Annotated in this window: 9 protein-coding genes; 5 read left to right on the top strand and 4 right to left on the bottom strand. The window is 74.1% G+C overall.

Features of this window, described 5'->3' with window-relative positions:
- A partial coding sequence (gene pepN, locus ICW40_RS05610) for an aminopeptidase N (RefSeq protein ID WP_221652853.1) occupies nucleotides 1-2218 on the bottom strand: 2218 nt, incomplete at its 3' end.
- A 219-nt stretch (nucleotides 2219-2437) separates the two neighbouring features.
- On the opposite strand from pepN, the gene ICW40_RS05605 reads away from it, so the two are divergent.
- From ICW40_RS05605 to ICW40_RS05590, 4 genes are all read left to right on the top strand, one after another.
- Entirely contained in the window at nucleotides 2438-3109 is a 672-nt protein-coding gene (locus ICW40_RS05605) for a mycothiol-dependent nitroreductase Rv2466c family protein (RefSeq protein WP_221652852.1), read from the top strand.
- 186 nt (nucleotides 3110-3295) lie between these two features.
- Nucleotides 3296-5095, top strand: a complete 1800-nt coding sequence (locus tag ICW40_RS05600; RefSeq protein ID WP_260458833.1) for a carbohydrate-binding module family 20 domain-containing protein — start codon at nucleotides 3296-3298, stop codon at nucleotides 5093-5095.
- A 99-nt stretch (nucleotides 5096-5194) separates the two neighbouring features.
- Nucleotides 5195-6811 (top strand): phytoene desaturase family protein, encoded by a 1617-nt coding sequence (locus ICW40_RS05595; protein ID WP_221652850.1) that lies wholly within the window; start codon nucleotides 5195-5197, stop codon nucleotides 6809-6811.
- Nucleotides 6812-6933: 122 nt separating this feature from the next.
- Nucleotides 6934-7515 carry a hypothetical protein gene (locus ICW40_RS05590; protein ID WP_221652849.1) on the top strand — a complete coding sequence of 194 codons (582 nt, stop codon included), beginning with the start codon at nucleotides 6934-6936 and terminating at the stop codon, nucleotides 7513-7515.
- Nucleotides 7516-7518: 3 nt separating this feature from the next.
- Here the strand turns inward: ICW40_RS05590 and ICW40_RS05585 are convergent, their stop codons facing one another.
- A complete protein-coding gene (locus tag ICW40_RS05585; protein WP_221652848.1) occupies nucleotides 7519-9570 on the bottom strand; it encodes a M13 family metallopeptidase in 2052 nt (683 codons plus the stop codon).
- Nucleotides 9571-9609: 39 nt separating this feature from the next.
- Between ICW40_RS05585 and ICW40_RS05580 the strand changes: the two genes are divergently transcribed.
- Entirely contained in the window at nucleotides 9610-10062 is a 453-nt protein-coding gene (locus ICW40_RS05580; RefSeq protein WP_221652847.1) for a ribose-5-phosphate isomerase, read from the top strand.
- A gap of 45 nt (nucleotides 10063-10107) precedes the next feature.
- Here the strand turns inward: ICW40_RS05580 and ICW40_RS05575 are convergent, their stop codons facing one another.
- Both ICW40_RS05575 and ICW40_RS05570 read right to left on the bottom strand, forming a co-directional pair.
- A complete protein-coding gene (locus tag ICW40_RS05575; protein WP_221652846.1) occupies nucleotides 10108-10947 on the bottom strand; it encodes a PhzF family phenazine biosynthesis protein in 840 nt (279 codons plus the stop codon).
- 2 nt (nucleotides 10948-10949) lie between these two features.
- The gene (locus ICW40_RS05570; protein WP_221652845.1) at nucleotides 10950-12194 is read right to left on the bottom strand and encodes a GNAT family N-acetyltransferase; all 1245 of its coding nucleotides are present in this window, start codon (nucleotides 12192-12194) and stop codon (nucleotides 10950-10952) included.
- Nucleotides 12195-12352 lie beyond the last annotated feature (158 nt).

Below are 12352 nucleotides of genomic sequence, written 5' to 3'. Positions count from 1 at the left end.
GCGTCGGCACGGCGGCCCGCGCCGCCGCCGCGGCGCGCTCGCCGGTCGCCGTCGCGTCCTGCGTGAGCTGGTCGGCGATCTCCGGCTCGCCCGCGCGGCCGCCGGCGACGAGGCTCGTGAGCAGCTCCCAGCGCAGGTCGGTGTCGACGGTCAGTCCCTCGAGCGGTGCGCTGTCGTCGAGGAGCCCGGCGACGACGTCGAGCTGCTCGGCCGTCGCGGCGCGCGCCGCGAACGCCTTGATGAGCTGCAGCTGGGCGTCGCTGCCCGGGGCCGCCGCACGTGCCAGGGCGAGCAGGCGGTCGGTCGCGTCGCGGCCGACCTCCTCCCGGTGCTCGGGCGCGACGTAGAGCTCGAGCGAGGTCGTGAGCTGGCGCAGCAGCACGAGCACCACGGAGGAGTCGGTCTCGTGCGCGATGTTGCCGAGCACGAGCTCGGCGAAGTCGCGCGCGGACAGCTCGCCGTCGCGCGTCATGTCCCATGCGGCGCTCCACACGAGCGTGCGCGGCAGCGAGTCGGTGAAGGAGTGCAGGTGCGACGTGGCGACCTCGAGCGAGGCGGCGTCGAGCCGGACCTTGGCGTAGGCGAGGTCGTCGTCGTTCACGAGGATCAGCGCGGGGCGCTCCTCGCCCACGAGCTCGGGGACCTCAGTGCGCTCGCCGTCGACGTCCAGCTCCACGCGGAGCGTGCGCTCGAGCGCGACGCCGCCGTCGGGCTGCTCGACGAGGTCGTAACCGCCGATCGCGAGGCGGTGCGGACGCTGCACCGGGTGCTCGGCCGGGACCTCCTGCAGCACGGCGAACGACGTGATCACGCCGTCGGCGTCCACCTCGACGTGGGGGCGCAGGAGCGTCACGCCGGCGCGCTCCAGCCAGAGGGCAGACCACGGCGCGAGGTCGCGTCCGCTCGTCACCTCGAGCTCGGCGAGCAGGTCTCGCAGCTCGGTGTTGCCCCACGCGTGCTTGGCGAAGTAGGCCCGCACACCGGCGAGGAACTGCTCCTGGCCGACCCAGGCGACGAGCTGCTTGAGCACCGACGCGCCCTTGGCGTAGGTGATGCCGTCGAAGTTCACCTCGACGTCCTCGAGGTCGCGGATGTCCGCGACGATCGGGTGGGTCGAGGGCAGCTGGTCCTGCCGGTAGGCCCACGACTTCTCCATCGAGGAGAACGTCGTCCACGCCTGCGTCCAGCGCGTCGCCTCGGCCGCGGCGAGGGTCGACGCGTACTCCGCGAACGACTCGTTGAGCCACAGGTCGTCCCACCAGCGCATGGTGACGAGGTCGCCGAACCACATGTGCGCGAGCTCGTGCAGGATCGTCACGGCCCGCCGCTCGACCGTCGCCTCGGGCACCTTGGAGCGGAAGACGTAGTTCTCGAGGAACGTGACGGCGCCCGCGTTCTCCATCGCGCCCGCGTTGAACTCGGGGACGAAGATCTGGTCGTACTTCGCGAACGGGTAGGCCATGCCGAAGGCCTGCTCGTAGAACGCGAAGCCCGCGCGCGTGACGTCGAGGATGTTCTCGGTGTCGAGGTACTGCGCGAGGGACGCGCGGCAGAGGACGCCGAGCGGGATGGTCCGGCCGTCGCTGCTGGTCAGCTCGCCCTGCTCGCGGTGGTACGGCCCCGCGACGATCGCGGTGATGTAGCTCGAGATGCGTGGCGTCGGCTCGAAGGACCAGCGCGCGACCGACGGCGCCTCGTCGTCGCCCGTCAGGAGCAGCGGCTCCGGGGTCGGCGCGTTGGAGATGACCGTCCAGTGCGCGGGCGCGGTGACGGCGAACGAGAACGCCGCCTTGAGGTCGGGCTGCTCGAAGACCGCGTACACGCGGCGGGAGTCCGCGACCTCGAACTGGGAGTACAGGTAGACCTCGTCGTCGACGGGGTCGACGAAGCGGTGCAGCCCCTCGCCCGTGTTCATGTAGGCGCAGTCGGCGACGACCCGCAGCTCGTTCTCCTCCCGCAGGCCCGCGAGCGCGATCCGGGAGTCGCGCCACACCTCGGCGACGTCGAGCGACGTGCCGTTGAGCACGACCTCGTGCACGACGGGCGCGATGAGGTCGACGAACGTCGAGGCACCGGGCGTCGCCGCGAACCGCACCACCGTGGTCGAGCCGAACGTCTCGGGACCGGTCGTGAGGTCCAGGGCGACGTCGTAGGAGTGCACCCGGACGACGGCGGCACGCTCACGTGCCTCGGCGCGGGTGAGGTTCTCAGCGGGCACGGTCGTGCTCCTTCGGCTCGGGCCGTCGTGGGCCGGGCGGGCGGGCCCTGGGGTTCGGGCGGGGATGCTCCCGTGATCCTGCCACGCGACCGCGTCCGGCCAGGTCGCGGAATGCGGGGGTGTGTGGGCACGGTTGGCCGGTACGGGGACCGCCGCGCACCGGTGACCCCGGGTTCTGCACCGCCGGCGCCCAGCGCCGCACCGACGTCGAGGAGACGCATGACGACCGAGACCACCACCGTCCCGCACCAGGCCACGAGCCCCGAGCAGAGCGCCGGCTCGACGCCGCGCGCCACCGCCGAGTTCTGGTTCGACCCCGTGTGCCCCTGGGCCTGGATGACGTCGCGCTGGATGACCGAGGTGACGCGCGTGCGCGACGTCGAGGTGCGGTGGAACGTCATGAGCCTCGCCGTGCTCAACGACGGCCGCGAGCTGCCGCCCGAGTACCGCAGGTCGATGGACGAGGCGTGGGGCCCGGTCCGCGTCGTGACCGCCGCGCGCCTGGCGCACGGCGAGGACGTCGTCAAGCCGCTCTACGACGCGATCGGCACGCGCCTGCACCCCGGTGGTCGCGGCGACGAGCGGATGGCCGTCGTGGCCGAGGCGCTCGCCGAGGTCGGCCTGCCGGCAGAACTCATCGAGGCGGCCGAGACCGACGCGTACGACGACGAGCTGCGCGCCTCGCACCAGCGGGCGATCGACCTCGTCGGCGACGAGGTCGGCACCCCGGTCGTGTCCATCAACGGCACGGCGTTCTTCGGCCCCGTCATGACGCCGGCGCCCAAGGGCGAGGACGCCGGCCGGCTGTGGGACGGCTTCGCGCTCGTCACGAGCGTCCCGGGCTTCTACGAGCTCAAGCGCACGCGGACGCAGGGGCCCGTGTTCGACTGACGTCCCACCCTCGCCGTCGGGCCCGCCGTGCCGTTGCGCGGCGGGCCTGCCGTGTCTAGTCTGCAAGCTTCCAGGGATGTTGCGGACTTCTTGCAGTCCGTTGCAGCGCGCTCCACTCGAGGCCGACACACAGCCGTGCCGGCCGGCCGTCCGGACCTCGGTCCGGCCAGACGAATGGGGACACCGTTGGCTCACGCCGCCGGACACCGCACGACCCGCCGTACCCTCGCCGCGATCGTCGCGGCGCTCGCCCTCACCCTCGCCACCCTCCTGCCGACGTCGACCGCCCCGGCGGCCGCGGAGCCCGCCGGCTCCGAGGACGTCACCGCGGTCCTCTTCCAGTGGACCTGGACGTCCGTCGCCCAGGAGTGCACCGACGTCCTCGGCCCCGCAGGCTACGGCTGGGTGCAGGTCTCACCGCCCCAGGAGCACGTCCGGGGCAGCCAGTGGTGGACGTCGTACCAGCCGGTCTCGTACCGCATCGAGTCGAAGCTCGGCACCCGCGCCGAGTTCGCCGCGATGGTGCAGACCTGCCGCGACGCCGGCGTGGACGTCATCGCCGACGTGGTCATCAACCACATGAGCGGCAAGAGCGAGGGCGGCACGGGCTTCGCCGGCTCGTCCTTCCAGCACTACGTCTACCCGGGCATCTACCAGGGCCAGGACTTCAACGACTGCCGGCGCGACATCGCCAGCTACGGCGACCGCTGGGAGGTCCAGCACTGCAACCTCGTCAACCTCGCCGACCTGCGCACCGGCTCCGACTACGTGCGAGGCCGCATCGCCGGCTACCTGAACGACCTCATCTCGCTCGGCGTCCGCGGCTTCCGGGTCGACGCCGCCAAGCACATCCCGGCGACCGACCTCGCGGCGATCCGCTCCCGCCTGAGCGACCCGAGCGTGTACGTCGTGCAGGAGGTCATCGGCGCCGCCGGCGAGCCGGTCCAGGACTCGGAATACACGTCCATCGGCGACGTCCACGAGTTCGACTACGCGCGCAACCTCAAGCGCGTCTTCACGAACGAGCGGCTCGCATACCTCTCGGACTTCGGGCAGTCGTGGGGCATGCTCCCGTCGGCGAGCGCGGGCGTGTTCGTGGACAACCACGACACCGAGCGCAACGGCGAGAGCCTCAACCAGACGTACGGCTCGACCTACACGCTCGCCAACGTCTTCATGCTCGCGTGGCCCTACGGCTCGCCCGCCGTGCACTCCGGGTACTCGTTCACCGACAAGGACGCCGGCGCCCCGCAGCACGGCGACGGCTCGGTCCAGGACGCGACGTGCTACGCGAACGGCTGGCGCTGCCAGCACGACTGGCGGCCGATCCGCAACATGGTCGGGTTCCACAACGCCGTCGACGGCACCGCCGTGACCCGGTGGTGGTCCAACGGGAACGACCAGATCGCCTTCGGTCGCGGCGACAAGGGCTACGCCGTCATCAACCAGGAGGGCGGCGGGCTCAGCCGGACCTTCGCCACGTCGCTCCCGGCGGGCACGTACTGCGACGTCGTCAACGGCGAGCCGACCGCGACGGGCTGCTCGGGCGCGACCGTGACCGTCCGCCCGGACGGGACCTTCACGGCGAGCGTCCCGGCGAACGACGCGCTCGCCGTCCACGTGGGTGCGCGCCCGGGCACGGGCGGCGACGACGGGGGAGACGAGCCCGGCGACGGCGGCGAGGACGGCACGACGGCGTCCGTGTCCTTCGGCGTCCGGGCGACCACGGTGTGGGGCCAGAACCTGCGCGTGGTGGGCGACCACCCCGCGCTCGGCTCGTGGGACCCGACGGCCGGCGTCGCGCTCTCCTCGGCGACGTACCCGGTCTGGCGCGCGCAGGTCGCCCTCCCGGCGGGAGCGACCGTCCGGTTCAAGTACGTGCGGGTGGACGGCGCGGGCGCCGTCGTCTGGGAGAGCGGCGCGGACCGCGTCGCGACCGTCCCGGCGAGCGGGGTGCTCACCCTCACGGACACCTGGCGCGGCTGACGCCCGCCGGCCCCTGAGCGGGCGGGGGGTGGGCTGCCCCTGGAGCGCGCGGCCCACCCCTCGCCCTTCCACGGTCGCACATGTCCTACGGTCGGACCCGTGCCCACCTCTGCACCTCTTCCTGCACCTGCCTCCGGACGAGCGCCGGCACCTGCCCGGTCCGCGCGGTACGACGTCGTCGTCGTGGGGGGAGGGCACAACGGGCTGACCGCCGCCGCCTACCTCGCCCGCGCGGGCAGGTCGGTCCTGGTGCTCGAGGCGGCCGACCACCTCGGCGGCGCCACCGTGTCGGCGCGGGTCTTCCCGGGCGTCGACGCGCGGCTGTCGCGGTACTCCTACCTCGTCTCGCTCATGCCGCGGGCGGTGCGGGACGAGCTGGGCCTCGACCTGCGCCTCCGTCGCCGCCGCGTGTCCTCCTACACCCCGCTGCCCCAGGACCCGACGCGCGGCCTCCTCGTCGACACCGGCGACGCCGCGGCCACGGAGGCGTCGTTCGCGCGCATCGGCGCCGCGGGGGACGTCGCCGGCTGGCGTGAGCTCGGGGCGCGCACCGGTGAGCTCGCGCGCGCCCTGTTCCCGACCGTCACCGGCCCCCTGCCCACGTCCGACCAGGCACGCGCGCTGCTCGGCCCGTGGTGGGCGGACCTCGTCGAGGCGCCGCTCGGGGACCTCGTCGAGCGTGCGGTCGCGGACGACCTCGTGCGCGGCGTCGTCCTGACCGACGCGCTCATCGGCACCTTCGCGAGCGCCCGCAGCGCGTCGCTCATCCAGAACCGCTGCTACCTCTACCACGTCATCGGCGGCGGCACGGGGGACTGGGACGTGCCCGTGGGCGGCATGGGCGCGGTGGTCGAGGCGCTCGTGGGGGCCGCGTCCGCGGCGGGGGCCGAGCTGGCCGTCCGCAGCCGCGTGACGGCCCTGCACCCCGGTGCCGACGGCGTCGAGGTCGTGTGGTCCGACGACGACGGCACGGAGCACCGGACGGCCGCCGCCCACGTCGTCGCCGGGTGCGCGCCCGCGGTGCTCGACGGCCTGCTCGGGGCCACGCCCGCGGAGCCGGGGCCGGAGGGCGCCCAGCTCAAGGTGAACATGCTGCTCACGCGGCTGCCCCGGCTCCGCGACCCGGACGTCGACCCGGCCGACGCCTTCGCGGGGACGTTCCACGTCAACGAGGGGTACGAGCAGCTCGAGCGGGCGTACCGGGAGGCGGAGGCCGGCGAGCTGCCCACGACGCCGCCGTCCGAGATCTACTGCCACACCCTCACGGACCCGACGATCCTCGGCCCCGGGCTGCGCGGCACGGGTCATCACACGCTCACGCTGTTCGGCCTGCACATGCCCGCGCGCCTGTTCCGCGAGGACCCGGACGGGGCCCGCGCCCGTGCGCTCGAGGCCACGCTGCGCTCGCTCGACGGCGTGCTCGCGGAGCCCGTTGAGGACTGCCTCGCGCTCGACGCCGACGGCCGCCCGTGCCTCGAGGCGCGGTCGCCCGTCGACCTCGAGACCGACGTCGGCCTGCCCGGCGGGCACATCTTCCACCGCGACCTCGCGTGGCCCTGGCTCGAGGACGGCGCCGCGGCGCGCACGGCCGCCGAGCGCTGGGGCGTCGCGACCACGCACGAGCGCGTGCTGCTGTGCGGTGCCGGCGCGCGCCGGGGCGGCGGCGTCAGCGGGATCCCGGGCCGCTCGGCGGCGATGGCCCTGCTCGAGGGCTGAGCGCGCCGGGGCCGTCTCGCGTTCACCCGTTCGGCCGTGCCATGCTGCCGTGTCGGTGCGGCCGGACCGGCCGACCGCCCACCGGTGACCGACCGACAGACCGACGACCCCCAGGGAGCACGATGGCGGACCGTTCGCCCGCGGCGGGCGTGGCCCGCCAGGGACTCGGGCCGGGCCTGACGACCTTCCTCGTGGTCGACGTCATCCTCGTCGTGACGTTCGTGATCCTGCTCGTCATGTCGCAGACGAGCGGCGGCCGCGGGGGTACGGACCCGACCGCCGCCCCGCCCGAGACGTCCGCCGCGCCCGAGACGACGCCCGAGGCGAGCGCCCCGGCCGAGCCGGACGAGTCCGAGGCGCTGCCCGCGTTCGTGCTGCCGAGCGGCAACATCTGGTGCCAGATGGACGAGACGTCGGCGACCTGCACCATCCTCGAGTTCAGCTTCACGCCCCCGGAGGTCCCCGAAGGGTGCGCCGGCACCATCGGCAACGTCCTGACGGTCACGGCCGGGCAGGACGCCGGCTTCCTGTGCCTGGAGGGTCCGCCGGCCGCCGCACCCGAGGGCACCCCGGTCCTCGACTACGGCGGCGGCTCGACCATCGGCGAGATGACGTGCCTCAGCTCGCAGAACGGCGTCTTCTGCCGGCACAACCCCACGGGCACCGGGTTCTCGCTGGCGCGTGCCGGCACGCAGCTCTTCTGACGGTCACCAGATGCGCACGCGCTCCTCGGGCGGCAGGTAGAGCGCGTCGTCCGGCCCCACGCCGTAGGCCTCGTAGAACTCGTCGACGTTGCGGACGACGCCGTTGCAGCGGAACTCGTTGGGCGAGTGCGGGTCGGTCGCGAGCCTGCGGACCATCTCCTCGTCGCGCATCTTCGCCTGCCACACCTGTGCCCAGCCGAGCAGCACGCGCTGCACGCCCGTGAGCCCGTCGACGACCGGCGCCTCGTCGAGCGGCCGGCCCAGCGCGATGCGGTACGCCTTGAGCGCGATCGACAGGCCGCCGAGGTCGCCGATGTTCTCGCCGATGGTCAGGCCGCCGTTGACCGTGTGCTCGTCGGCGAGCTGCAGCGGGCTGAACGCCGCGTACTGCGCGACGAGCGCGCCCGTGCGCTTCTCGAACTCGGCGCGGTCCTGCTCGGTCCACCAGTCCTCGAGGCGGCCGGCGCCGTCGTACTTGCTGCCCTGGTCGTCGAAGCCGTGGCCGATCTCGTGGCCGATGACCGCGCCGATGCCGCCGAAGTTCACGGCGTCCTCGGCCTCGGGGTCGAAGAAGGGTGGCCGCAGGATCGCCGCGGGGAAGACGATCTCGTTCATCCCCGGGTTGTAGTAGGCGTTGACGGTCTGCGGCGTCATGAACCACTCGTCGCGGTCCACGGGCCGGCCGATCTTGCGCAGCTCGCGGTCCTGCTCGTAGGCGTGCGACCGGCGCACGTTGCCCACGAGGTCGTCCGCACGCACCTCGAGGCCCTCGTAGGACTTCCAGCGGTCCGGGTACCCGATCTTCGGCGTGAACGCCTCGAGCTTGGCGAGCGCCTTGGCCCGCGTCTCCTCACCCATCCACTCGAGTCCCGAGATCGACTCGCGGTAGGCGGCGACCAGGTGGTCGACGAGCTCGACCATCTTCGCCTTGTGCGTCGGCGGGAAGTGCCGCTCGACGTAGACCTGGCCCACGGCCTCGCCCAGCGCGCCCTGCACGAGCGAGACGCCGCGCTTCCAGCGCTCGCGCACCTCGGTGGCCCCGCTGAGGACGGTCCCGTAGAAGTCGAAGTTGGCCTGCACGAGGGCGTCGTGGAGGTAGGGCGCCCGCGCGCTCACGAGGTGGAAGCGGAGCCAGGCCTGCCACCGCTCCACGGGCGCCTGCGCCCACGTCCGTGCGAACCCCGTCGCGAAGTCGGGCTCGCGCACGACGAGCTGGTCGAACGCCTGCTGCGGGACCTCCATCGCGGCCGCCCACGCCCGCCAGTCGAAGCCCGGCGCGCGCCCGTCGAGCTCGGCGAGCGTCATGGGGTTGTAGGTGAGGTCGGCGTCGCGGTCCTTGACGACGTCCCAGTGCGCCTCGGCGAGCTCGGTCTCGAGGGCCAGCACGTGCTCGGCCCCGGCGGCGGCGGCGTCGTCGTCGAGGCCCGACAGGCCGAGCATCCGCGCGACGTGCGTGCGGTACTTCTCACGCACCGGCGCGTACTGCTCCTCGCGGTAGTACGCCTCGTCGGGCAGCCCGAGGCCGCCCTGCATGAGGTAGACGACGTAGCGCTCGGGGTCCTTCGCGTCGTTGTCGACCCAGAAGCCGACCGCGCCCGCGCCGCCCGTCCGCTGGAGCGTGCCCAGGAGCGTGGTGAGGGCCGTGCGGTCGGTCGCCGCGTCGATCGCGGCGAGCTCGTCGCGCACGGGGTCGAGGCCGAGCCGCTCGACGGTCTCGGTGTCCATGAAGCTCGCGTAGAGCGCACCCACCTGCGCGGCCGGGCCGCCGGTCGCCGCCGTGCCGTCCGCGACGCGCGCGCCGGCAGAGGCCTCACCGCTCACCTCGGCGCCCTGCTGGGCGCCCAGCTCCTCGATGATCGTCCGGACCTGCTCCTCGGCCTCGTCGTGCAGCAGGCGGAACGCCCCGTCGGCCGCGCGGTCGGCGGGGATCACGTGCTCGGCGATCCAGCGCCCGTTGACGTGGCGGTAGAGGTCGTCCTGGGGACGCACGGAGGGGTCGAGGGCCGCGCGGTCGATGCCGCTGCGCAGGCCGGCAGGGTCCTGGAGGGTCGTCATCCGCCCAGGGTAGGCGAGCAGCCCTGGCAGGATGACGCCATGCGCATCCACATCGCCGCCGACCACGCCGGGTTCGAGCTCAAGGCGCACCTCGTCGAGCACCTGCGCGCGGGTGGGCACGACGTCGTCGACCACGGGGCCCACGAGTTCGACGCCCAGGACGACTACCCGTCCTTCTGCTTCGCCGCGGGCGAGGCCGTCGTGGCCGAGCGGGGGAGCCTCGGCATCGTCATCGGCGGCTCGGGCAACGGCGAGCAGATCGCCGCCAACAAGGTGCGCGGCGTGCGCGCGGCCCTCGCGTGGAGCACGGAGACGGCGCAGCTCGGCCGCGCGCACAACGACGCCAACGTCGTGGCGCTGGGTGCGCGCCAGCACTCGGTCGACGAGTCGACGGCGATCGTCGAGGCGTTCCTCGCGGAGCCGTTCAGCGGCGACCCGCGTCACCAGCGCCGCATCGACCAGCTGGCCGCCTACGAGCAGCAGCCCCGGTGACCGGGCGCCGGCACTGAACCGGCCCCGGCGGCGCTGACCCGTCGGTCACAGGCGGGCGGTTCCCTCGACGCACGTCGTGCTCGCGCCGCCCACCCAGAGCGCGCCGTCGACCGCGTCCACGTGGACGACCCCCGCGCGCCCCAGCCGGGTGCCCTGCGTCGCCGTGTACGCCGGCGGCAGGGCCCCGGTGCCCGTCAGCCAGTGCGCCAGCCCGGCGTTGAGACTGCCCGTCACCGGGTCCTCGTGCACGCCGATCGCCGGGCAGAAGCCCCGCACCTCGATCGCGTGGCTCGAGCCCGCCGGGTGCGGTCCGGCGATCCCGACCATGAGCCCGGCGGCGACCGTGTCGTCGAGGTCCAGGGCGAGCACCTGCTCCGCCGAGCGCAGCAGCACGGCCGCCCAGCCGGGTCCGTTGTCGACCCACTGGTGACCGACCACGTCCTGCGCCTCGAGGCCCAGCGCGCGCACGACGGTCCCCAGGACCTCGGCCTCGAGCGGTCCCGTCCGGACGAGGTCGGGCGCCCGGAAGGCGAGCCCCGCGTCCGTGCGCCGCAGCGGCACGAGCCCCGCGGCGCACTCCTGGACCACGACGCCGTCGGCCGCGGGGACGCCGCCGGCGCCGAGCCACGCGTGCGCCGAGCCCAGCGTCGGGTGCCCCGCGAACGGCAGCTCGCCACCCGGCGTGAAGATCCGCAGCCGGTAGTCGGCACCCGTCGTCGTCGGGGGCAGGACGAAGGTCGTCTCGGACAGGTTGGTCCACGTCGCGAACCGCTGCATCTCCTCGTCGGCCAGCCCGTCGCCGTCGAGCACGACGGCGACCGGGTTGCCGCGGTAGGCCTCGGTGGAGAAGACGTCGACCTGGGCGAACGGGCGCGGCCGCGGCACCGTCAGAACACCCAGCTGCACACGGGTGCGAGGGGCCAGCCGAACGCCGTCGCCGCCTGGGCGAGCGCGCCCGGACGCCGCTCCGCGACGAGCCCCGAGCTCGCGAGCCCCGCCAGTCCGGTACCGCCGAGGTAGGCGGCACCGAGCTCGCGGACGTCGAGCACCAGGTCGGCCTCGTCCCGCGTCGACGTCACCTCGGCGCCTCGCGTGTCACCCGTGAGGCGCCACCGGCCGGCGTTCGCCGGAAGGGTCGCGTCGGTCACCTCGAGCACGACGTCGACGGGGGCGGCGTAGCGGCGCGTCGCGAGCGCGGCGCGCACGTCGAGCAGGCGCACCCAGACGTTGTCGACGAGGCGTGGCTCGGCGGCGCGCAGGTCCACCAGCAGGTGGGTGATCGGGTCGTCGGGCGCGAGGAGCCACGCCTCGGCCGTGGCCATGAGGTCGAGGTCGACGAGCACGCCCCACAGCGCGCGGGCGACGGCTGCGTCGGGAGCGACGACCTCGCGCACGCTCACCGTGCCGCGCGGGCCCGGGACGTCCCAGCTCTCCTTGCGCCGGAACATCGCGTACCCGACGGGTGCGCCGTCGCGCTCGGCGACGGCGATGCGCAGCGACTCGGCGCCGCCGCGGAACGCCTCGGGGTCGGAGAGCCGCGTGCGCCGCAGCTCCGGGGTGTCACGCGTCGCCCAGCCCGGGCGGTCGACCGCGCCGTGGAGCCGGTGGACGACGTCGTCGTGGCGCTCGCGGTCCAGGCGCTCGATGCGGATCCGGACGTCACTCGCGCCGGCGACGTCGCGCAGCGCGGCACCGCGGGGGATCTTGAGCCGCAGGTCCTGCGCGGCGAGCCCGTACCCGAAGCGCCCGTAGATGCCCGGCTCGGCCGCGAACAGCGCCGAGACGGCCTCGCCGCGCGCGAGGCTCCGCGTGAAGTGGTCGGTGATCATGGCACGGAGCAGTCCACGGCGGCGGTGGCCGGGGTGGACGCCGACCCAGGTGAGGCCCGAGACGGGCGTGCGCGCGCCGGGCACGGGGAACGTCGTGAAGGGGTACGAGGCGTGCAGGGCGACGAGCTCGCCGTCGTCGGCCTCGACGCCCCGCGTCCGGTCCCAGCTCAGGGGTGAGTCGAGGCCGACGAGCTGCTCGTCGGTCATCGAGGTGGGGAACGCCCACGCGTCGAGCACGAGCACGTCGGTGCGGCGGTCCTGGGGCAGGTCGACGAGACGGTAGCCGTCGGGCAGCGAGGTCATGGCGAGCATCGTGCCCGCCCGGCGGTCCCGCGTCACGGGTATACGCCTGCCCGCGCACCCGCGGGTGGGCCGGTCGCAGGCGCGCCCCGCGGCGCTCGGCGTGCCGTGACGGGTGGCGCGCCGCGCGTGCCCCGGCGGTCGGTAGCCTCGGCCCGTGA

This window comes from Actinotalea ferrariae (assembly GCF_019733465.1).
GTDB lineage: Bacteria > Actinomycetota > Actinomycetes > Actinomycetales > Cellulomonadaceae > Actinotalea > Actinotalea ferrariae_A.
Note: the sequence above shows the minus strand (reverse complement) of the source record. Positions and strands in the feature narration are given on the sequence as shown.

Bases quoted from the DNA above. Each gene is read 5' to 3' on its own strand.
- ICW40_RS05585 (WP_221652848.1), bottom strand. From the start codon at position 9,570: ATGACGACCCTCCAGGACCCTGCCGGCCTGCGCAGCGGCATCGACCGC.
- ICW40_RS05580 (WP_221652847.1), top strand. From the start codon at position 9,610: ATGCGCATCCACATCGCCGCCGACCACGCCGGGTTCGAGCTCAAGGCG.
- ICW40_RS05570 (WP_221652845.1), bottom strand. From the start codon at position 12,194: ATGACCTCGCTGCCCGACGGCTACCGTCTCGTCGACCTGCCCCAGGAC.
- ICW40_RS05590 (WP_221652849.1), top strand. From the start codon at position 6,934: ATGGCGGACCGTTCGCCCGCGGCGGGCGTGGCCCGCCAGGGACTCGGG.
- ICW40_RS05605 (WP_221652852.1), top strand. From the start codon at position 2,438: ATGACGACCGAGACCACCACCGTCCCGCACCAGGCCACGAGCCCCGAG.